The following is a 20955-nucleotide window of genomic DNA, read 5'->3' as shown; positions in this document are numbered from 1 at the left end:
ATCAACAATGGAAAAAATCATAAGTTTCACACTTAAAGTTTGGCGTCAGAACGGACCTACTGCTGAAGGTCATTTTGATACATTCGAAATGAAGGATATCAGTGGTGATACTTCCTTCCTTGAGATGCTGGATATCCTCAACGAGCAGCTTATCGAAGCCGGTAAGGAACCTTTTGTCTTCGACCACGACTGTCGTGAAGGTATCTGTGGTATGTGTTCACTTTATATCAATGGGCATCCACATGGACCTGCCGAAGGAGCTACTACTTGTCAGCTCTACATGCGTCGTTTCAACGAGGGCGATGTGATTACCGTGGAGCCGTGGCGCTCGGCAGCATTTCCGGTTATCAAGGATTGCATGGTGGATCGTGGTGCGTTCGATAAGATTATTCAGGCAGGTGGTTACACCAGCGTTCGCACCGGTCAGCCACAGGATGCCAACGCTATCCTTATCCCGAAGGAAGCTGCCGATGAAGCAATGGACTGTGCCACTTGTATAGGTTGCGCGGCTTGCGTTGCAGCTTGCAAGAATGGTTCTGCCATGTTGTTTGTCTCTTCCAAGGTGAGCCAGCTGGCACTTTTGCCACAGGGTCGTCCCGAGGCTGCAAAGCGTGCCAAGCGTATGGTGATGAAGATGGAGGAGTTGGGCTTTGGCAACTGTACCAACACTCGCGCTTGCGAGGCAGAATGCCCCAAGAATGAGTCCATAGCTAATATCGCCCGTCTTAATCGCGAGTTTATAAAGGCAAAACTTGCCGATTAACTCGTGTACCTACGCAAAGATAACGATTAAATTTTTATATTTGCATTGAAATCCCACTGCTCGCCTTGAGTGGTGGGATTTTTTTGCAATTCTCTTTTTATTCATTCTGTGAATAAACGCTTGCTTACTCTGTACGGCGATAGTCAATTCCATTCGTTGATATTGCGAAGGTTGAAAGTTGGTGCGAGAGCTAATTTTCAATGATAAAACATGCCTTTTTGAGGAATTCCCCGGGTTGCTTTTTTCCGGCATTATCCTTGTGAGAAGTATGTTTTTCTAGCCTTTTCCAGTGCCCTTTTTCTTGCCTTTGTATTATGTTGATAATCAGGTGTTTACAAAACGTGTTTTAAAAGCTTAGCTTTTGCACTCCAATACCTTAGCTTTTGCCCGGTAAAAGCTTAGCTTTTGCAAACCATTTGCTGATGTATTGCAATTGCTTCCTGTTTTTTGTGGTTTCAAATGACATTGAGTCGTATTCTTACCGGGCGGTATCGCCATCGAAAAAGAAGAGATTTTCCTTGCACATCGTCCCCATATATTTTATTTTCATTCTGTCAATGGGTTTTCGGTAATCCTTCGTTTTTTCCTTGTTCTGTGAGATTTTATCCATCCAATTGCCTGCTTATCTGTCTTTTCTCAATTAAAATCGTTATCTTTGCGCTTGGTAAAAACAAGCAGACAGTATGGATGAAGATTTTGATATAAGAGAAGAAAGGTTTACTTCGGCCGAGAAAGACTTTGAAAACGCGCTACGCCCCCCCAAGTTCGATGACTTCAGCGGACAGCGAAAAGTGGTGGATAATTTGCGAGTCTTTGTCGAGGCTGCGAAATATCGTGGCGAACCTCTCGATCATACTTTGCTTCACGGACCTCCGGGTTTGGGAAAGACCACGTTGAGCAATATCATTGCCAACGAGTTGGGAGTGGGATTTAAGATTACTTCCGGTCCCGTTCTCGATAAGCCCGGCGATTTGGCAGGCATTCTCACGTCGCTCGAACCAAACGATGTGCTCTTCATAGACGAGATTCATCGGCTTTCTCCTGTTGTCGAGGAATATTTGTATTCGGCAATGGAGGATTACCGCATCGACATCATGATAGATAAAGGACCGTCTGCCCGCTCCATTCAAATCGACCTCAACCCCTTTACGCTTGTGGGAGCCACCACACGCAGCGGACTGCTTACCGCGCCCCTTCGAGCTCGCTTCGGTATCAATCTCCATCTTGAGTATTACGATCCGGAAACATTGCAAAAAATCATCAAACGCTCAGCCCGGCTTCTCCGCATCCCCATTAAGGACAATGCTGCGATAGAAATAGCGCGCCGTTCGCGGGGCACTCCTCGTATTTGTAACTCGCTTTTGCGCCGCGTTCGCGATTTCGCGCAAGTGAAAGGCAATGGAACCATCGACCATGAGATAGCTCGAAACTCGTTGCAGTCGCTTAATATCGACAGCTATGGTCTTGATGAAATCGACAATAAGATATTGCTTACCATCATAGACAAGTTTCGTGGCGGTCCGGTGGGTGTTTCCACTATTGCCACGGCTATCGGCGAGGATTCCGGAACGTTGGAAGAGGTTTACGAGCCCTATCTCATCATGGAGGGTTTCATTAAGCGAACACCGAGAGGACGCATGGCAACTCCGCTTGCTTACGAGCATTTGGAACGTGGCATGGCAGGTTCCAAAACCGCCGAACCATCATTTTTCGATTGATGGCTATTCTTCCTTGCGCGTGGCGTAAAGCCACGTTTCCGCGTTCCCGGAAGAAGAAAGTTGAGTTTTTATTTGTTTTTTTTGCTTTTCCTGTCACAAAATCCCAACAACTCACGTCTATGTAATTGTAAACCCTTTAAAATTAAAACGCATGAAAGTATTTATTATCGCAATTGCGCTACTCGCAACAAGTATGACCGGATGGGGACAAACGATAGACGATGTCTTCAATCGATTTCAAAACCAAGAAAACGTAACGTTTCTGAACCTGTCAAAGGACATGATTAGATTGGGAATGAGCAGTTCCGATGACCCTGAGTTGGTAAAATTATCGGAGCAGATTGATGGAATGAAAGTATTGGCGTTGGAAAACTCCAGTCCATCGTTAAAGAAAGAGTTGAGAGAGGCTTTCGGGAAATTAAATTTCGGAGAGTATCAGGAAGTAATTAAAGTGAATTCTGAAGGCGAGAAAGTGAAAATCCTAACCAAAGGAACGGAAAATGAAGTAAACAGTCTTATTATCTTCGTGTTGGATGATGAGGATTGCACTTTAGTGAAAATCGATGGACATGTCAATCCAAAGGAAATCGACAAGATAGTAGAAAGTCAAACCAAATAAAATTCATGGCTTATGAGGCGTTTGTTCTTATCTTTAATTCTCGTGTTTGGTGTCGGTATCGGCACGATAGACGCTCAAACCAACTCGGTAAACGTTTCCGATCTGTTCGGTGAGTTCAAAAAATGTGAACACGCGGACTATGTTCATATCCCGAAGCTGTTGATAAAGTTAGCCTCTGTTTTTGCGAAAGATGAGGATGAATCCGATCGGAAAGTGATGCGTGCCGTGTCTTCAGTGAGAATTTTGGATTTGAGCGACTGTTCTTCCGACGTGAAGCTCTCGCTTGCGGACAAGCTGAACCGACTGAAGACGAGCGGATACGAAAAACTTATTCAGCAGAAGTCGAAAGACGAGCAGTCGCTCATCCTGACCAAGATGAAAAAGAACTGCATCCGTGAGCTTGTCATTGTCAGTTCCGATGGCGACGACTGTACCCTGTTGCTGATAAAAGGTAAGATTCGCCCGAAAGATGTTCACGCGTTGATTAACGATAAGAACAGTCTTTTTTCTAAAAAATAAGATACAGGGACATGAACGCCTCCCAATTCAAATCACTCTTCCTGCCATGCCATCGCAAACTCTATGCTGTGGCATGGAGACTTACCGGTAACGGCAAATGGGCGGAGGACTTGGTGCAAGACACTTATCTGCGATTGTGGACGAAACGAGATACACTACACGGCATCGACAATGCGGAGGCTTACAGTGTTACGGTACTCAGGCGGGCGTTCTATGATGTTCAACGCGCCAAACACATCGAAACGGTGGGGAAAGACATCGCCGAAATGCAAATAAAAGAGCACGTGGACATGGCGCGACAGTTGGAAACCACCGACGAGTGTGAACGGATAAAGCAAATGATAACCCGGCTTCCCGACCCACAAGGGAAAATAATGTTGATGCGCGATGTAGAGGAAATGCCCTATAACGAAATCAGTCAAGCAACGGGACTTTCCGAAACAAATGTCCGTACCATACTGAGCAGGGCAAGAAAACAAATCAGAGAACAGATAAAGGAGATGAAAAGATGAACAATAAGGACGATATCAAGAATTTGATTGAAAAGTTTTATTCCGGAACAACCACCGATGCCGAAGAGAAGTTGTTGAAGTCATACTTCAGTGGCAACGACATCGCGGACGAATTGAAGTCGGAACAAAAGCTGTTCCTTGCCTTGTGCCCAAGTGAAGTCTCCATTCCTGATGACTTGCAAGAGCGTGTGGAACGAAGAATAGACCAATGGAACGTCATTGATACGACAGCGCGCCGGCGTGTTACCCGAATCGGACTAAGGTGGGTCATGGGCGTGGCTGCATCGTTGCTCCTGCTCTTCACTGCAGGCATTATGATTTATCACCATGAAAGTGAAGCGCAGACGAGTCAAATGGAAACTATCGACACTTATGAGAACCCGGAAGACGCATATGCGGAAACCAATCGCGCGCTGACGAAATTCTCAAGAAGCCTGAACAAGGGCTTAGAAAAAGTAGAAAACATAACCAACCATCAAATAGATTAAAGAACAATGAAAAGAATATGGCTTTTGCTCTTACTCGGCACTTTCAGTTGCCTGACGTTTGCTCAAAAGGCGCTATTCGATAAGTATGAAGACATGAACGGCGTTACCACCGTATATATCTCAACGGCGATGCTGCGCATGATAAAGAACGTACCGACAAGCAATAAGGATATCTCCAAAATCTCCGGAAAACTCGACCATCTTCAAGTACTTGAATGTGCGAGACCGACGTTGATACCGGAAATCAAGAAGACGGCAATCAACTATTTCCGAAAGATGAGGTACACATTGGTAATGCAAGTAAGGGATGGGGGAGAGCACGTTACCATTTACGAGAAGCGATACAAGAACGGAAAAAACGAGTTCGTGCTCCTGACCACCGAAAAAGATGATTTAAGCATCATCAATGTTTTCGGAAATGTAACCCTGCACGACATCCAATCCATTACGGCAGGCAAATAATCGGTAGTCATAATTTGGTAATATAGCAGAAATAGCGTACTTTTGCAGGGAGTTCACTTCATCGTGGCTCCCTTTATTTTTTAAGTACAAAACAATGACAACCGGATTATTCGCGGGCAGCTTCGACCCTTTCACCATCGGACACGACTCCATCGTGCGTCGCGCCTTGCCCTTATTCGATAAAATCATCATCGGTGTGGGTATCAACGAACGGAAACAATACATGCTCGATACCGAAGAAAGGGTCGGACGCATTCGTGCCATCTACGCCCGTGAACCTAAAATAATGGTTAAGGCTTATGATGACCTTACCGTTGATTTCGCCAAACGCGAGAACGTCCGGTTCTTCATCAAAGGAGTCAGAAGCGTAAAGGACTTTGAATATGAGCGGGAACAAGCCGATATCAATAGGGCAATCGGTGGTTTGGAAACCATTTTGCTTCTTGCCGAACCTCAATTTGCGAGCATCAGCTCCAGCCTCGTAAGAGAACTTGTCCACTTCGGGCGCGATGTCAGCGAGTTTCTGCCAAAAGCATCTCATGTCTGACTCCGCTTCAAGGTTTCTTTCTCCCAAGGCAACACGTAAAAAACAACAATAGATGATAACATATAACGCAGATGGAACAAAGCTTCCAAAGATAAAGAAACGCGCCACCACGGAATGGATTAAGGCAGTTGCGGAAAGCTACAAACGCAAAGTGGGCGAAATAGGCTATATGTTCGTGGACGATGACAAGATACTTGAAGTGAACAACGAATATCTCGGACATGATTATTACACCGACATCATCACTTTCGATTATTGTGAGGGAGACATTCTTAATGGAGACATCGTCATATCTTTGGACACCGTGCGCAGCAATGCCAAGAAATTCGGGAAAAGCTATGAAGAAGAGCTATATCGAGTCATCATCCATGGCATTCTACATCTCTGCGGAATCAACGACAAAGGTCCCGGTGAGCGGGAAATAATGGAAGCAAACGAGAACGCCGCATTGAGACTGTTGGACGAAATGCGAGTCGGAAACGAGCGTAAAGGATAGTCGATAGCGCACTCACAGTCTTATTCCAAGTCTTTTTCCCCCTCCTTTCCTTGTAATTCTTGCCACGCGTTGGCAGGCAGTATGGGTTTATATCAACACCTGCACCTATCCGGGCAAAACAAAAGACAAGCATGTTCTTTATTTTTTTGTAGGGCATTGGAAACGCGAAAACCTTCCCTCGCTATATGGGAAAGTTCAATAATGTCCTGAATTTTCTTCATTCATCTATCCAAAGCTTAGCTTTTGCTTTCCAAAAGGTAAGCTTTTGCAATGCAAAAGGTCATGTATTGGAGCGCAAAAGCTAAGCTTTTAAATCCCTATTAATATTGTCTTGATTATCAATAGATTACGAGGTGTGTCCCGAATGTTTTTTTGTAATATAATTTCATATTGATGGTCGGGACCGGATGTTCGCTATCAAGCGTCTGTTTGCCATCATCTGAATACGAGGTGAAGACATAAGGAGATTGGTGTTATTCAACATTGGAACAAAACACATAAAGTCTCATGATTTGCTGAACCTTGCGTGGGCACAAAATAATTTAAGATACCATTGGAAAAAAATAAAGGATTTCTCAATGCCATGCAACATCAAGAAATCCTAATGACCGATGTGGGTTTATGAATGTCAGGAAAATAACAACCATCGTGTCCCCTGTCTTGACAATATCGCTGAATGAACGACAACAGCCTTCGGCATTCAGTCTGTTATTCGAATAAGAACATAGTTGCTTTTTACAACCGGTCGATAGGTTGATGAGAAGTGTTGATAATAAGTTGTTTGCGAATTTCACTTTAAGGCTTGGGCTTTGCGCGATAAAACTTACTTTCGGAACGAGTTGAAGTGTCCGATAGCCGTTCTCCCCATGGCATTTCATGCGTGAAAGACAATTATCAGGTAGCAACTCCTCCCATGACTTCCAATGCTTTCTTCACGATGTCGTTTTGTTCGTTCCACACTCTGAAATATTCGTTCATGTCCCAAAGGTCGCGCGCTACGAGAGCTTTTAATTGCAGTTCCATGTAGATAATGGAGTTTTTCAACTCTTCCTCATCCTTAGGCTCAATCTTTTGTCGTTTGGCTTCATTCACAATCTCATCCATCAAGTTGTTTGGCACCTTGTATCTCCTTACGAAGTAATCGAACGATTTATAGCGCGATTTGAGCATTTGCCTGTTGTTGTCCATATACCTCAGGTAAGCGTTCATTAGAATGTTCTTAATGGTAATTTGTCTGTGGAATCGAGTGAACTTTATGGTGTCCAGCGGAACGAAATAGTCAGGCATGATTCCGCCACCACTATATACCGGGCGATGCTTTCGCACCGTGTAATATTTCAATGAGTTGTCGAAATGAATGCTGTCTGCATTGGTGAGTTCTCCATGCTTCAGCCGTTTCTCCAAATCCATTTCGTAATCCTCCTGATTTCCTTTTTTGTAAGGTTTCTGAATACATCTTCCGCTCGGTATGTAATAATGCGCCACGGTGAGCCTAATCATGCTGCCGTCGGGAAGAGGGAACGGACGCTGTACGAGTCCTTTTCCGAAGGTTCTTCTCCCTATGACCATCGCCCGGTCGTTATCCATCAATGCTCCTGTAACGATTTCGGCGGCAGAGGCTGAAAATTCGTTTACCAATACATAAACGTCCATGTCGCGCAATTTACCATTGCCACGTGCTTTGAAACTTTGTCGTGCAACGCGTCGTCCTTCGGTATATACAATCATGTCGTTGTTCTGCAGGAATTCGTTGGCAATCTGCACTGCTGCCTCGAGATATCCACCCCCATTCTCCTGTAAGTCGAGAATGAGTCGCTTCATGCCTTGTTGCTTCAGCGAATCAATGGCAGTCATAAATTCTTCGTGGGTCTTTGCACCGAAGCTCTCTAATCTGATATAGCCTATTCCCGGGCGAATCATGTAAGAAGCATAGATGGTATGTACCGGAATTTTCGCACGTGTAACGATAAAAGTGAGTTTGTTTTTCACCCCACGTCTTACAATTTCGAGTTTCACCTTTGTGCCCTTCTTTCCCCGAAGTCGTTTCATTATTTCCGTGCGATTCATCTTTACGCCGGCAATGAGTGTGTCGTCCACTGTAACAATGCGGTCTCCTGCCACGATACCCACTTTCTCCGATGGTCCATTCACTACAGGTTGTATCACGACAAGTGTATCGGCAATCATGTTGAACTGCACTCCGATTCCCTCGAAATCGCCTTGCAGTGGCTCGTTCAAATCTTTTGTCTCTTTGGCGTTGGTGTAAGTGGAATGAGGGTCGAGCTCTTTGAGCATTCCTCTGATGGCATCTTCGGTTAGTTTGTCCTCATCCACCTTGTCCACGTAGAAATTTGATACGGCTATCTGTGCCATTTGCAATTTCCTGAGTGGTGAGTTTTCTCCAAAATTTATATTTATCTGTGCTGTCGCCCATACCGGAAGAAGCATGAGAAGTACGGCTGCGAATAGATTTTTTTTCATTTATTTTTGGTGTTATGTTTATGGCGGATGTTGATATAGGTTGCCTTCCATAAGCTAACGGCATCATCCACCTTCCTTGAAGTGGCATTGCTTTATTTGGAAACTTGCTGCTCCCCCTCAGTGATTTCCTCCGAATCGTTTGCGAGATCTTCCTCGATTACGAGATTATCAATAATGAAGTTCTGTCGTTCCATTGAGTTTTTGCCCATGTAGTATTCCAATAGTTTCTGCACTTGATCGTTCTTGTGAAGCGTTACTTGCTCCAATCTCATGTCAGGACCGATGAAATGTGCAAATTCATCTGGGGAAATCTCTCCCAAACCTTTGAATCGAGTGATTTCCGGGTCAGGTCCGAGATTGCGAATGGCGTTCTGCCGTTCCTCTTCGCTGTAACAATATAATGTAACGAAGTCGTTTTTCTTCTCACCTTTCGCCCGTTTCGCGTCAATCTCCTCAATGATTTTTTTGCATTTTACCTTCGTTCTTCTGTTTCTCACTCTGAAGAGTGGTGTCTGAAGCACATAAACGTGTCCTTTCTTGATAAGCTCCGGGAAGAATTGCAGGAAGAATGTAATGATGAGAAGTCGAATGTGCATGCCATCAACATCGGCATCTGTCGCTACGATTACCTTGTTATAGCGTAGCGTTTCCAGTCCTTCTTCAATGTCGAGTGCCGCTTGCAGCAAGTTGAACTCTTCGTTTTCATACACCACCTTCTTAGTCAGTCCGTAGCAGTTCAGTGGCTTTCCTCTCAAAGAGAAGACGGCCTGCGTGTTCACGTCTCTGCTCTTGGTGATGCTTCCACTGGCAGAGTCTCCCTCTGTTATGAAAATGCAACTTTCTTCCTTTCTGTCGTTTTTGGAATCGCTGAGGTGTACGCGACAGTCGCGCAGCTTTTTGTTGTGTAAGCTGGCTTTCTTTGCGCGTTCGCGTGCCAATTTCGTTACTCCCGCCATGGCTTTGCGTTCGCGTTCCGTTTCTTTTATTTTGTTTTCGAGAATATCCGTGAAGTCTTCCTTGTGGATATGCAGGAAATTGTCCACGTTTGTCTTGATGAAATCGCCTACGAATTTGTTGATGGTCTCGCCTTCCGGTGCCATAATTGTGGAGCCCAGTTTTATTTTTGTTTGCGATTCGAAAACCGGTTCTTCCACATTCACCGCTATTGCTGCTACCATTCCGTTTCGTATGTCTCCATACTCGTATTTCCCAAAGAACTCTTTTATGGTTCTTGCGATATGTTCTTTGAATGCCGACTGATGTGTTCCGCCCTGTGTGGTGTGCTGTCCGTTCACGAACGAGTAATATTCCTCACCATATTGATTGGTGTGTGTGAACGCTATTTCTATATCCTCGCCTTTCATGTGTACGATGGGATAAAGCGAGTCCACGGTCATGTTGTCCGTCAGCAAGTCTTCCAGTCCGTGTCTGCTGGCTATGCGCTGTCCGTTGTACATGATTGTCAGTCCGGTGTTTAGGTAGGTGTAGTTGCGGAGCATGGTTTCCACAATGTCATCGTGGAAGCTGTAGTTCTTAAAGAGCGTGTTGTCGGGTTCAAAGAAGATGTAAGTTCCGCTTTCGTCTTTTGTCTTCTGTGTTCGGTCTCCCTTCAGTTCTCCTTTCTCGAACATCAGTTCTCTTACTTTTCCTTCTCGAAAGCTCTTCACCTCGAAGTGTTTGCTGAGTGCGTTTACTGCTTTCACACCCACTCCGTTCAGTCCCACGCTTTTCTTGAATGCCTTAGAGTCGTACTTTCCTCCGGTGTTTAGGACTGATACCGCTTCGATCAGTTTTCCTTGTGGTATGCCTCGCCCATAGTCGCGTACCGATACGCGCAAATTGTCATCTATATCGATTTCTATGCGTGTGCCGGCATTCATCTTAAATTCGTCGATGGAGTTGTCCAAGACCTCTTTCAGGAGTACATAGATGCCGTCCTCGGGTAGTTTTCCGTCGCCCAATCGTCCGATATACATTCCCGGACGCGTGCGAACGTGCTCCATGTCCGACAAGTGTCGGATATTATCATCGGTGTATGTTACTGGGTTGTTGTTCATATTCTCGTTTTAGACAGCTTTTCCTTTTTGTTCCGAGTGGCTCGATGTTGTGGAAAGTGTTTTTCTGTAGCATCTTCTCTTTTTGTGGTTTTCCGTATCGAACATGCTCCATTGGCTTTGTACGCCTGAGTTGCTTTCCATTTCCACTTGGCTTTCTCCCCATTTAAATCCTCGTTCCACATAGCGTGGGATAAGGTCGTTGAACAAGAGTGCGTTGGCACCTTTCGTTCTGTATTCCGGTAGGAAGCCCAGCAGCAACAGATCCACGCCTTCCGTCTTGCTGTATTTGATGGCTCTCAGGATGTGCCACCATCCGAAGGGCAGCAATCTGCCTCTTCTGCACTTTTGCAGCGCGCGACTCAACGAAGGGATGGTAATGCCCATGCCTGCGATGGCGTTGTTCTTGTTCCCATCTTCGATAACTGTTATCAAGTCTAAGTCGGCAAATGGGAAATACATGTTGATGTATTGGTCTATCTGTCGGTCGCTCAGTTCCGAGAAGCCGTAGATGTTTTTATAGGTATCGTTGATGAGTTTGAACAGCCGTTTTCCGTAACCATCTTGAAAGATGTCTTTTTTCGTGAGTTTTTTCACGTGCAGGTTGTATCGTTTTTCAATCATTTCCGACAGCTTTGTGAGCTTCTCCGGTACTCTGTCGGGCACTTTGATGAGGTATTCCACGTAGTCGTTATCTTTCTCCCATCCTCCGAGTTTCTCCATGTGTTGAGGATAGTAAGGATAGTTGTAGATGGTAGCCATCGTTCCCAATCGGTCGAAGCCCCATGTCAGCATGCCTTCCGGGTCCATATCGGTAAACCCCAAGGGTCCCACGATGTGTTCCATGCCTTTTTCTTTTCCGTAGTCTTCCACGGCTTTTAGCAATGCCGTCGATACTTCCAAGTCGTCTATGAAGTCGATCCATCCAAACCGCACGTCTTTTTGTTTCCACGTGTCGTTTGCCTTGTGATTAATGATGGCTGCCACTCTCCCTGCCACCTTCCCATCTTTGAGCGCGAGAAAGTATTCCGCCTCGCAGAAGTCGAACGCTGCGTTTCGTTTTTTCGACAGAGTGTTGAAGTCATCGCTATATAAATTGGGAACATCGTATGGGTTTCCCTCGTAAAGGTCGTAATGAAACTCTATGAAAGTCTTCAAATCCTTAGCTGTCTCGACTTTCTTTATTTGTACTGACGACATGTCTCTTTAAGTTGTTTTTATCATTCAAATATGCAAAAGTACAAACTTTTCGGTCTTTTTCCAAATCTAATGCTTCTTTTTGAGATTATTTGTTATTTTCCCACGCTTTTTAGTTTTCACCTCTTCATTTGCTTTTCTCGCAAATCAGCAACAGGTGTCTGCCGTCATTGTCGGTGGTGGCAAAGACGTAGTTGTTCCCTCCATCCTTTAATTTTAGTTTTTTGCGCAGTTCAGTGGCACTGATGGGGAAATTGCGAGTGGCAATGTTGGCAGCGGAAATTCCGTTGAGAGCACTTCTTAATTCCTTCTTGTTGAATGTGCTCACTCTTTTTATGACGAAGCCACGTCCCGGAAAGTCATTGATTTCGACATCGGAAACGAACAAATGCGAGTTTCGGCTTATCGCCTCCCCACCATATCGCACCGTCAATTCTCCGAAACCTCCCGCTTTCATGATGGACGCGTTAGGCTCGTAAAGGTAATTCCCCGTTTCCGGCTTTCTCTCCCTGATGATTTCCCGATGTGCGACGGCGACTGTTGCTTCCATTGTGAAATTCTCGTTGTCGTTGATGCAAAATATCTTGAGTGGGTTGGTGCCCTCTCTCAGCACGAAGAGCAATTCCTTGCATTCGTTTCTCACCGACAAGATGTGTATCTCCCTCACAATGTCGGCTGTGGCGTTGAGCTGTGCGTGTGCCTGATGCCAATCAAGCATCGGCGAGAGCTTCACGATGGCGTAACCACTCTTCCTGATTAGTTCGTCTTTCAATTCCAAAAGGTTCGGCGTGCAGTCATTAATCGCCACCGTTTTTCCTCCATGGTCGTCCCTTCTTGCCGGGTCGAGATAAGTAATCGTAGAAAAGTCCATCTCATGGAGGAACTCCGCTCCGTCGCCCTTCACCACCTTTGTTTTCTCCAATCCCAATACTGCGAAATTGTGGGCAGCGATGGTGCAAAGTTGCGACTGTCGTTCCACGTAAGTTGCCTTGCGACCTTGCGCCATGAACGAGAAGTCCACACCCAGTCCACCTGTCAAATCGGTAAGGAAGACCGGTTCATGGTCCCCAACAGTTTGCTCTGCTTTTTCTTCGTCATATTCTGAGGCGAGCCGTCGCACCAATCTTGCCTTGTAACGTGCCGTTTGCTCCGATGAACATTGCTCCATGGCGAGATGTGGCGGATACACGATGTCCTCCTTCTCCGCCCATGAAGGCAGTTTCTTGCGAGCGGTTTGCCACCCCGCAATCTGGTCAAGTGCGAACGGCATGTCGATGTCGGGATATCGTGTCGCGCGCAACGCCAACTCTGTAGGGGAAGAAAGCCTGTGAGCGAGGACAAATTGCTTTACTTCCCGGCTTATTTCCATAGCGTGTGTGCGAGGATTTTCTTTTTCGGATGTGTGGTCGCTACTTTGTTTCATGTCATTTGCAAAGTTAATGAAAAAATATTTTTATCCTTTTCCTTCCCCGATGAAATTGCGAGAAATATGAAATGGAACTATGGCATTGTAAAGATTTATGGTTGAAAAACCAACTTTCCGAAAAGTTGCTTTTAGAAATAAAAATGTTTCTGTTGCAGGTTCATGTGGGCTTTATCGAGCCGAAAAAACGAGGTCTTTGAGCGATTCTGCTTCAATTGCTTACCTTTTGCGATGCAATACCTTACCTTTTGTGTCGCCATTGTTTAGCTTTTGCCACCCAAAAGGTATATCCATTGCCATAGAAAACGACGGATGAGCTTGTGGCTGTTGGTCGTCTTCTTTTTGCATAATCTGTATTCCGTTGTAACACAGTGAGATATGAAAATCCGAATGAATGGCGTATTTGAACTCAAAGTCAAGGCATCTTGAAAAAAGAGACTTCATTTGAAAGCTTGTGTAAAGAAAAATCGCAATCGAAGCCTTAGCCTTGATTGCGATTTTTCCCATTTCGGATGTTCCGTTATTCGTTGTTCCCTTAGAAGCTGCGGAGCCATGCTTTTAGGTCCATCATCAATTCCTCGTGGTATCGGAAGCCTATTTTGCTGCCCCATCCGTGTCCTCCATCCGGATAGACGTGAAGCGAAGCGCGCACATCGTTGCGATACAGCTCCATGTAATAATTCACGCCGTTTGCCGGTGGAACACTGTCGTCGTCATCGCAGAGCGCGATGAAAGCGGGTGGCGTTACCCGGCTCACGTTCATGTCGGCACTGTATTTCCGTTGGTCGTGCTTGCTTGGGTTTCTGCCTAAAAAATTATGAAAACTCTTTCTGTGTCCGTATCCCTCCATCATGGAAACGACCGGATAGAAAAGAATTTGGAAGTTGGGTTTTGCCTCCCCTCTGCCTTGAGTTGCCACGGTCGCTGCGAGATGTCCTCCTGCGGAAAAACCCATGATGCCGACTTTGTTGCGGCTGATTCTCCATGCCGAGGCGTTCAGGCGTGCCAATCGTATGGCTTGTTGTGCATCGGCGATGGGAACTTCCGGCTTTCCGTTCGGCAAACGGTATTTCAAGACGATGGCAGCGATGCCCTGATTTTGGAAAAATTCTCCCCAGTCGTAGCCTTCGGTGTCCATGGACAGACTTTCGTAGCTCCCTCCGGGGCAGATGACGATGGCTCTTCCGGTGGCTTCGCGTTCGAGTGGCAAGTAAACGCGCACCTTTGCGGTGTCGCGCTTGTCCCCATTGTTGTAAGGAGCTCTGCCGTTATAGAGATTTACGTCGAAAGTTCGTTGTGCCATTACCGTCATTGATGCGGCAAAGAGTCCCGTTATCACAAAAAGTTTCCTGAAATTCATGCTCTTATGTTGATTTTATTCTTTTGTTTCTCAGTTCAAAAAACCGGCTGTTTGCGGTTCATCGTTCGAATGTACTCACCTTCTGACAAGATGGCGCAAAGGATTGCGCGGTGAGTGTCGGGAGGCGATGTGGCACAAAGTTAGCAAAAAAGCGCAAAAAAACGGCTTGAGGATTTAGGGTTTTTAGGATATTGGCAGTAATGAGGCAGTTTTCAAACGGAGATAAATTATTTTTGAGTTAATTTAACACATAGACTTCCGAACCGTAATGCGATGAAGGCGGTTGTGTTGCCTCTCGGTCTTACGCCAAATAACCCACCCATTTGGTAATCATATTTTAGTTTTCACAAGCAGATGTTTCATTGTGAGTTGCTTCTCATGTTTTTCACGTGCGCTTTATGGATGACAGAGGCGTTTTTGATTTTCTGCGCTTGATATTTGGTAAAAAACAAGAAAAAGTGGAAATAATATGGCGATGTTCGTGCGTTCCTACTTATTTTTATGTAAATTTGCAACGACCCAAAGTAAAAAAGGCGTTACCGGACGAGCTTTCCGGTCTCTGAACAGGTAACATACAATGAACCAAATCATGCACATATTAGAAAAATTCAGGTACTGTCCCATATGTGGCAGCGAGCATTTTGAACCGCAAAACGATAAAAGCAAAAAATGCGAGAATTGCGGATTTGAGTATTATCTTAATCCGAGTGCCGCTGTCGCGGCTTTTATTCATAACGCACAAGGGGAATTGTTGGTGGTAAGGCGAAAGAAAGCACCCGGAAAAGGTACGCTCGACCTGCCCGGAGGATTTGCCGACATAGGCGAGACCATTGAGGAAGCCTTGAGAAGAGAGGTGAAAGAAGAAACCAATCTGAACGTAACCACAATGAGCTATTTCGCTTCGCTGCCCAATAAATACACTTACAGTGGTTTCGACGTGCCCACACTCGATTCATTCTATGTTTGTACGGTGGATGATACCTCCTGTTTGGCAACCGATGATGATGCGGAAGAGGCACTGTGGCTGCCGTTGGAAGAAGTTCACACCGAGGAGTTTGGAATGCGTTCCATCCGGCGCGCACTGATAAAATATCTTGAAATGAAGCGCAATGCTTAAAAAAGTAGAAATTTTACGCGCTATATATAAGGTGTATGAAAAAGATTGCTTACTTTTGCGCTCTTGAAAAATATATGATGCCGATATGCAAGATAATTTAGTGATAGTAGAGAGCCCTGCCAAGGCTAAAACGATTGAGAAATTTCTGGGCGATGATTTTAAGGTGATGTCGTCGTATGGTCATATTCGCGACCTGAAAAAGAAAGAACTGAGTATCGACTTGAATTCTCTGGAACCCGATTACGAGATCCCGGATGAGAAAAAGAAGATTGTCAGCGAACTGAAAAAGAATGCCAAGGCCGCTAAAAAAGTATGGTTGGCATCCGATGAGGACCGCGAAGGAGAGGCCATCAGCTGGCATCTTTGCGAAGTGTTGGGACTTGATGAAGAGAAGACCAGCAGAATAGTCTTCCACGAGATTACCAAACCGGCAATACTCGCTGCCATTGAGAACCCGAGACAACTGGATATGAACCTGGTAAACGCCCAACAGGCGCGCAGGGTGCTTGACCGATTGGTAGGCTTTCGCCTGTCGCCCGTGTTGTGGAGAAAGGTGAAACCGGCTTTAAGCGCGGGACGCGTGCAGAGCGTTGCCGTAAGACTCATTGTTGAACGTGAACGAGAAATAGCCAATTTCAAGTCGGAACCCTATTATCGGGTTAATGCCGTCTTTGCCGTTACGGGCGAAGACGGAACAAAGAATGAAGTGAGGGCGGAATTGAACAAACGATTCAAGACCCACGATGAGGCTTTGGCGTTCATGGAGTTATGCAAGACCTCCAAATTCTTAGTATCTGCCATCGCAAAGAAACCCTTAAAGCGCACGCCCGCTCCACCATTCACCACATCCACTTTGCAACAGGAAGCGGCACGTAAACTCGGATTTACCGTAAGTCAAACCATGATGGTGGCGCAGCGTCTCTATGAGGCGGGACGCATCACTTACATGCGTACAGACAGTGTGAACTTATCCTCGTTGGCTATAAATACGGCAAAAGAAGAAATTGAAAAACTGTATGGAAATGAATACGGAAAGATAAGGAAGTTCCATACTAACAGCAAGGGAGCACAGGAAGCACACGAGGCAATCCGACCTACCTATATGAATAAAACCTCCATTGAAGGAACGAATCAGGAAAAACGACTCTACGACTTGATATGGAAACGCACCATTGCCTCACAGATGGCAGACGCAAAGATTGATAAGACAACCGTGAACATTGCCATTGAGGATGCGGAAGGAAAGACTAAAGAACATCTTTTGTTCGTGGCAACCGGTGAGGTGATAGCTTTCGACGGATTCTTGAAAGTTTATCGGGAATCGACCGATGACGAAAACGATGCCGATGACTTCTCGCACGCACTACCGACAATGAGACAAGGCGATGAGCTGGAACGCAGAGACATCATATCCACAGAGCGTTATTCCATGGGACCAAGCAGATACACGGAAGCAAGCTTGGTACATAAACTTGAGGAGTTGGGAATAGGACGCCCATCCACCTACGCCCCCACCATATCAACCATCCAACAGCGCGAATATGTGCAGAAAGGAGATAGGAAAGGGGAAGAACGGAAATATGTCGTTGATGTATTGCAAGGTTTGAAGATAAGTTCCAAAAACAAAAAGGAGATGGTGGGCGCCGACAAAGGTAAACTCATTCCTACTGATATCGGCATCGTTGTCAATGACTTCTTAATGGAAAACTTCCCGGAAGTGATGGATTACAATTTCACGGCAAAAGTAGAACAGGAGTTTGATAAGATTTCGGAAGGCAAAGCGACATGGAATGCGGAAATGAAGAAATTCTATAAGAACTTTGAACCTGAGGTCGAGGCGGTGATGAACGCGCGATCGGAGCATAAAGCCGGAGAACGCGAACTCGGAATCGACCCAAAATCGGGCAGACCGGTGTTCGTAAAGATTGGTCGTTTCGGACCCGTGGTGCAGATTGGGACAGCCGATGATTCGGAAAAACCAAGGTTTGCGCAATTGCCGGCTGAGAAAAGCATGGGCAATCTGACGCTCGATGAGGCTCTGGAGTTGTTCAAACTTCCGAGAACAGTAGGAAAATTCGAGGACTCCGATGTGGTAATCGGTGCCGGACGCTTCGGACCTTATGTCATGCACGCCAAGAAATATGTCTCTCTGCCCAAGGAAGAAAATCCACTAACGGTAACATTGGAAACCGCCATTGAACTGATAAAGAAGAAACGATTGGCGGATGCACGCCGACATCTCAAGACTTTCCCGGAGGACGATAAGATGGAGGTTATGAACGGTAGGTACGGACCTTACATCGCCTACGACGGAAAGAACTATCGCATGCCGAAAGCATTGCATGCCAAGGCTGCCGAGCTAACGTATGCCGAGTGTCAGGAAATCATTAAGAACGCCCCCGAACCTAAATCAGGACGTGGCAGAAAGAAATAACCCCCATTTCGTCTCCTTATTATTGCGAAAGGAGAACGTAATTCATGATGAATGAAGAAAACAAAGCAAAGGTGAGAAGAATCATCCTTTTAGGTTATATGGGTGCCGGCAAGACAACGATAGGCAAGATGCTGGCAAAAGAGGCGAATATGCCGTTTTACGATTTGGATTGGTACATCGAAAACAGAATGAGAAAAACGGTAAAACAACTCTTCGATGAGCGGGGGGAAGACGGTTTCAGAAAGATAGAGCGAAATCTCTTGCACGAAGTAGCCGAATTCGAGGATGTAATTATCTCGTGTGGCGGAGGAACGCCATGCTTTTTTGACAACATGGACTATATGAACGCTCAGGGGGAAACAATCTATCTGCAAGCCAAGCCGGATGTCTTGTATGGGCATATCCGCATGGGGAAGACCGTTCGCCCACTGTTGCTTAATAAAACGGAGGAGGAGGTGCTGACTTTCATGAGAGAACAGTTGAAGCTCCGCGAACCTTTCTACCTTAAAGCTAAGCACATCCTTGACATTAATCTGTTGGATAGTTACGATAAAATAAAACATTCGGTGGACAAAGTGCGTGAAATGCTAAATGTTTAGCTATTCTTCTCACAGCTTTCATCCTCGATGACAGAAGAAATATCCGAGACACGATACTAACAATATTGCGAAAACATAAAATCAAGAGGTTGCACGACCGTTTGCCTGCCGTTGAAAGCAAAATGAGCAGTTCTCATCAACGAGGAAAATACCCTCACTAATAAAATGAACAATTCTCACTACGAGATAAATGGCTTATATTAACGAAGCAAGCAACTCTCATCACGGTACTGAAAAGTTATGAAAAAATGGACAATTGAAGACGCGAAGGAACTCTATAACATCAATGGATGGGGTACTTCCTATTTCGGAGTAAACGAGAAAGGCGATGTTTATGTAACTCCCTGCAAAGACAACACACAAGTTGATTTGCGGGACATTATGGATGAATTGCTCCTGCGCGATGTTACGCCTCCTGTTTTGCTTCGTTTTCCGGATATTTTGGATAATCGTATTGAGAAAACGTCTTCTTGTTTCAACATCGCCAAAAAGGAATACGATTTCAAAGGCGAAAATTTCATCATCTACCCCATCAAGGTCAATCAGATGCAACCTGTGGTAGGCGAGATTATCTCGCACGGTAAGAAATTCAATCTCGGATTGGAAGCCGGTTCCAAGCCGGAACTTCACGCCGTCATCGCAGTGCAATGTCAGAGCGATTCGCCCATTATCTGCAACGGCTACAAAGATCAGAGTTACATTGAGTTGGCTATGCTGGCGCAAAAGATGGGCAAACGCATCTTTATCGTTGTGGAAAAGCTCAATGAGATTGACATAATAGCCAAGGTTGCTAAGAAGTTGAACGTCAGACCTAATCTCGGTATTCGCATTAAATTGGCTTCCACCGGCTCCGGCAAATGGTCTGACAGCGGTGGCGATGCTTCCAAGTTCGGACTGACCGCCTCTGAACTGCTCAAAGCCTTGGAATTGCTTGATAAGAACGGACTGCATGATTCCTTGCGTTTGATACACTTTCACATTGGTTCGCAAATCACGAAGATACGGCGCATCCAAACCGCACTCACCGAGGCTGCACAGTACTATGTTAATCTAAGAAAGATGGGCTACAATGTAGATTTCGTTGATTGTGGCGGTGGACTTGGCGTGGATTACGACGGCACTCGCTCATCAAGTAGCGAGAGTTCGGTGAACTACACCATTCAGGAATATGTCAACGACTGTGTTTATACTTTCGTTGATGCGGCGAACAAAAGCGAAATCCCTCATCCGAACATCATCACGGAGAGTGGTAGAAGTCTGGCAGCTCATCACTCCGTGCTCGTCATTGATGTCTTGGAGACCGCTTCTTTACCTGAAATGCCTGAAGAATTTGAGGCAAACGACACCCATCATCAGTTAGTGCGTGAGTTGTATGCCATTTGGGATAATCTTGACTCCCGAAACATGTTGGAAGACTGGCATGATGCCGAGCAGATACGCGAGGAGTCGCTTGAGCTTTTCTCACATGGTATGGTGGATTTGAATACTCGTGCCGCCATAGAAGCCATGTATTGGAGCGTCTGCCATGAAATAAACATATTGGCAAAGAGCATGAAACACGCTCCGGACGAACTTCGCAATCTTGACAAACTATTGGCAGACAAATACTTCTGCAACTTCTCGCTCTTTCAATCGCTGCCCGACAGCTGGGCCATCGACCAGCTTTTTCCCGTCATGCCCATCCAACGGCTCAACGAACGCCCCACGCGCAAAGCCACGTTGCAAGACATTACCTGCGATAGCGATGGAAAGATTGCCAATTTCGTAACCGAAGGGCGCACCGGACACGTGCTTCCCGTTCACGCCTTAAAACGTAACGAACCTTATTACATCGGTGTTTTCCTCGTGGGAGCTTATCAGGAAATCCTCGGCGACTTGCATAATCTTTTCGGAGATACCAATGCCGTGCACCTCTCAGTGAAGAACGGCACTTATCACATTGATCAAATCATTGATGGTGAAACCGTGGAAGAGGTGCTGGAGTATGTGCAATACAATCCGAAAAAATTGGTTCGACAACTCGAAATTTGGGTTACCAAGAGCGTGAAGCAAGGAAAAATATCGTTGGAAGAAGGCAAAGAGTTCCTGAGCAACTACAGAAGTGGGCTTTACGGCTATACTTATTTGGAATAATCTCTCGGGGGGAGGGAGCGGTGAAGCCCCTAT

At 45.6% G+C, this 20955-nt stretch carries 20 protein-coding genes; 13 read left to right on the top strand and 7 right to left on the bottom strand.

Going from position 1 to position 20955, the window contains the following annotated elements:
* Positions 1–7 precede the first annotated feature (7 nt).
* The gene (locus E0E16_RS10990; protein WP_130830326.1) at positions 8–763 is read left to right on the top strand and encodes a succinate dehydrogenase/fumarate reductase iron-sulfur subunit; all 756 of its coding nucleotides are present in this window, start codon (positions 8–10) and stop codon (positions 761–763) included.
* Positions 764–1241: 478 nt separating this feature from the next.
* On the opposite strand, the gene E0E16_RS14470 is transcribed toward E0E16_RS10990, so the two are convergent.
* The gene (locus E0E16_RS14470) at positions 1242–1373 is read right to left on the bottom strand and encodes a hypothetical protein (RefSeq protein WP_255418176.1); all 132 of its coding nucleotides are present in this window, start codon (positions 1371–1373) and stop codon (positions 1242–1244) included.
* Positions 1374–1446: 73 nt separating this feature from the next.
* Between E0E16_RS14470 and ruvB the strand changes: the two genes are divergently transcribed.
* The 8 genes from ruvB to ybeY all read left to right on the top strand — a co-directional run bounded on the left by ruvB (position 1447) and on the right by ybeY (position 6124).
* On the top strand, positions 1447–2481 hold the full coding sequence (ruvB, locus tag E0E16_RS10985; RefSeq protein ID WP_130830325.1) for a Holliday junction branch migration DNA helicase RuvB: 1035 nt from the start codon (positions 1447–1449) through the stop codon (positions 2479–2481).
* A 151-nt stretch (positions 2482–2632) separates the two neighbouring features.
* A complete protein-coding gene (locus E0E16_RS10980; protein ID WP_130830324.1) occupies positions 2633–3100 on the top strand; it encodes a DUF4252 domain-containing protein in 468 nt (155 codons plus the stop codon).
* 12 nt (positions 3101–3112) lie between these two features.
* Positions 3113–3619: a DUF4252 domain-containing protein gene (locus E0E16_RS10975; RefSeq protein WP_130830323.1), complete on the top strand. Its 507-nt coding sequence runs from the start codon at positions 3113–3115 to the stop codon at positions 3617–3619.
* Between the two features lie 11 nt (positions 3620–3630).
* Entirely contained in the window at positions 3631–4131 is a 501-nt protein-coding gene (locus tag E0E16_RS10970) for a GFO_1088 family ECF-type sigma factor (protein WP_130830322.1), read from the top strand.
* Positions 4128–4619 carry a PG0215 family putative anti-sigma factor gene (locus tag E0E16_RS10965; protein WP_130830321.1) on the top strand — a complete coding sequence of 164 codons (492 nt, stop codon included), beginning with the start codon at positions 4128–4130 and terminating at the stop codon, positions 4617–4619. Before E0E16_RS10970 ends, E0E16_RS10965 begins: the two co-directional genes overlap by 4 nt.
* Positions 4620–4625: 6 nt before the next feature.
* On the top strand, positions 4626–5081 hold the full coding sequence (locus E0E16_RS10960; protein ID WP_130830320.1) for a DUF4252 domain-containing protein: 456 nt from the start codon (positions 4626–4628) through the stop codon (positions 5079–5081).
* A 94-nt stretch (positions 5082–5175) separates the two neighbouring features.
* Positions 5176–5628 (top strand): pantetheine-phosphate adenylyltransferase, encoded by a 453-nt coding sequence (gene coaD / locus E0E16_RS10955; RefSeq protein ID WP_130830319.1) that lies wholly within the window; start codon positions 5176–5178, stop codon positions 5626–5628.
* A 52-nt stretch (positions 5629–5680) separates the two neighbouring features.
* A complete protein-coding gene (ybeY, locus tag E0E16_RS10950; RefSeq protein WP_130830318.1) occupies positions 5681–6124 on the top strand; it encodes an rRNA maturation RNase YbeY in 444 nt (147 codons plus the stop codon).
* An 894-nt stretch (positions 6125–7018) separates the two neighbouring features.
* On the opposite strand, the gene E0E16_RS10945 is transcribed toward ybeY, so the two are convergent.
* From E0E16_RS10945 to E0E16_RS10920, 6 genes are all read right to left on the bottom strand, one after another.
* The gene (locus E0E16_RS10945) at positions 7019–8605 is read right to left on the bottom strand and encodes a S41 family peptidase (RefSeq protein WP_130830317.1); all 1587 of its coding nucleotides are present in this window, start codon (positions 8603–8605) and stop codon (positions 7019–7021) included.
* A 92-nt stretch (positions 8606–8697) separates the two neighbouring features.
* Positions 8698–10662 carry a DNA topoisomerase IV subunit B gene (locus E0E16_RS10940; RefSeq protein ID WP_130830316.1) on the bottom strand — a complete coding sequence of 655 codons (1965 nt, stop codon included), beginning with the start codon at positions 10660–10662 and terminating at the stop codon, positions 8698–8700.
* A gap of 9 nt (positions 10663–10671) precedes the next feature.
* On the bottom strand, positions 10672–11859 hold the full coding sequence (locus E0E16_RS10935) for a GNAT family N-acetyltransferase (protein WP_130830315.1): 1188 nt from the start codon (positions 11857–11859) through the stop codon (positions 10672–10674).
* Between the two features lie 124 nt (positions 11860–11983).
* Positions 11984–13279, bottom strand: coding sequence for a THUMP-like domain-containing protein (locus E0E16_RS10930; RefSeq protein ID WP_255418175.1), 1296 nt, complete (start codon positions 13277–13279; stop codon positions 11984–11986).
* Positions 13280–13498: 219 nt separating this feature from the next.
* Entirely contained in the window at positions 13499–13786 is a 288-nt protein-coding gene (locus tag E0E16_RS10925; protein WP_130830314.1) for a hypothetical protein, read from the bottom strand.
* Positions 13787–13814: 28 nt separating this feature from the next.
* The gene (locus E0E16_RS10920; RefSeq protein ID WP_130830313.1) at positions 13815–14639 is read right to left on the bottom strand and encodes an alpha/beta hydrolase; all 825 of its coding nucleotides are present in this window, start codon (positions 14637–14639) and stop codon (positions 13815–13817) included.
* A gap of 589 nt (positions 14640–15228) precedes the next feature.
* Between E0E16_RS10920 and E0E16_RS10915 the strand changes: the two genes are divergently transcribed.
* The 4 genes from E0E16_RS10915 (at position 15229) to speA (ending at position 20922) form a co-directional block, all read left to right on the top strand.
* The gene (locus E0E16_RS10915; RefSeq protein ID WP_130830312.1) at positions 15229–15756 is read left to right on the top strand and encodes an NUDIX hydrolase; all 528 of its coding nucleotides are present in this window, start codon (positions 15229–15231) and stop codon (positions 15754–15756) included.
* 85 nt (positions 15757–15841) lie between these two features.
* On the top strand, positions 15842–18190 hold the full coding sequence (gene topA / locus E0E16_RS10910; protein WP_130830311.1) for a type I DNA topoisomerase: 2349 nt from the start codon (positions 15842–15844) through the stop codon (positions 18188–18190).
* Between the two features lie 71 nt (positions 18191–18261).
* A complete protein-coding gene (locus E0E16_RS10905; RefSeq protein WP_130830643.1) occupies positions 18262–18789 on the top strand; it encodes a shikimate kinase in 528 nt (175 codons plus the stop codon).
* Between the two features lie 240 nt (positions 18790–19029).
* Positions 19030–20922 (top strand): biosynthetic arginine decarboxylase, encoded by a 1893-nt coding sequence (speA, locus tag E0E16_RS10900; RefSeq protein WP_130830310.1) that lies wholly within the window; start codon positions 19030–19032, stop codon positions 20920–20922.
* Positions 20923–20955 lie beyond the last annotated feature (33 nt).

This window comes from Prevotella rectalis, assembly GCF_900607215.1.
Classification (GTDB): domain Bacteria; phylum Bacteroidota; class Bacteroidia; order Bacteroidales; family Bacteroidaceae; genus Prevotella; species Prevotella brunnea.
The sequence above is the reverse complement of the archived record's forward strand: the minus strand, read 5'-3'. Positions and strand labels throughout refer to the sequence as shown.

Bases quoted from the DNA above. Each gene is read 5' to 3' on its own strand.
- E0E16_RS14470 (WP_255418176.1), bottom strand. From the start codon at position 1,373: ATGGATAAAATCTCACAGAACAAGGAAAAAACGAAGGATTACCGAAAA.
- E0E16_RS10990 (WP_130830326.1), top strand. From the start codon at position 8: ATGGAAAAAATCATAAGTTTCACACTTAAAGTTTGGCGTCAGAACGGA.
- topA (WP_130830311.1), top strand. From the start codon at position 15,842: ATGCAAGATAATTTAGTGATAGTAGAGAGCCCTGCCAAGGCTAAAACG.
- E0E16_RS10975 (WP_130830323.1), top strand. From the start codon at position 3,113: ATGAGGCGTTTGTTCTTATCTTTAATTCTCGTGTTTGGTGTCGGTATC.
- E0E16_RS10925 (WP_130830314.1), bottom strand. From the start codon at position 13,786: ATGGGAAAAATCGCAATCAAGGCTAAGGCTTCGATTGCGATTTTTCTT.
- ybeY (WP_130830318.1), top strand. From the start codon at position 5,681: ATGATAACATATAACGCAGATGGAACAAAGCTTCCAAAGATAAAGAAA.
- E0E16_RS10915 (WP_130830312.1), top strand. From the start codon at position 15,229: ATGCACATATTAGAAAAATTCAGGTACTGTCCCATATGTGGCAGCGAG.
- coaD (WP_130830319.1), top strand. From the start codon at position 5,176: ATGACAACCGGATTATTCGCGGGCAGCTTCGACCCTTTCACCATCGGA.
- E0E16_RS10980 (WP_130830324.1), top strand. From the start codon at position 2,633: ATGAAAGTATTTATTATCGCAATTGCGCTACTCGCAACAAGTATGACC.
- E0E16_RS10970 (WP_130830322.1), top strand. From the start codon at position 3,631: ATGAACGCCTCCCAATTCAAATCACTCTTCCTGCCATGCCATCGCAAA.
- E0E16_RS10940 (WP_130830316.1), bottom strand. From the start codon at position 10,662: ATGAACAACAACCCAGTAACATACACCGATGATAATATCCGACACTTG.
- E0E16_RS10945 (WP_130830317.1), bottom strand. From the start codon at position 8,605: ATGAAAAAAAATCTATTCGCAGCCGTACTTCTCATGCTTCTTCCGGTA.
- E0E16_RS10930 (WP_255418175.1), bottom strand. From the start codon at position 13,279: ATGAAACAAAGTAGCGACCACACATCCGAAAAAGAAAATCCTCGCACA.
- speA (WP_130830310.1), top strand. From the start codon at position 19,030: ATGAAAAAATGGACAATTGAAGACGCGAAGGAACTCTATAACATCAAT.
- E0E16_RS10960 (WP_130830320.1), top strand. From the start codon at position 4,626: ATGAAAAGAATATGGCTTTTGCTCTTACTCGGCACTTTCAGTTGCCTG.
- E0E16_RS10920 (WP_130830313.1), bottom strand. From the start codon at position 14,639: ATGAATTTCAGGAAACTTTTTGTGATAACGGGACTCTTTGCCGCATCA.
- E0E16_RS10965 (WP_130830321.1), top strand. From the start codon at position 4,128: ATGAACAATAAGGACGATATCAAGAATTTGATTGAAAAGTTTTATTCC.
- ruvB (WP_130830325.1), top strand. From the start codon at position 1,447: ATGGATGAAGATTTTGATATAAGAGAAGAAAGGTTTACTTCGGCCGAG.
- E0E16_RS10935 (WP_130830315.1), bottom strand. From the start codon at position 11,859: ATGTCGTCAGTACAAATAAAGAAAGTCGAGACAGCTAAGGATTTGAAG.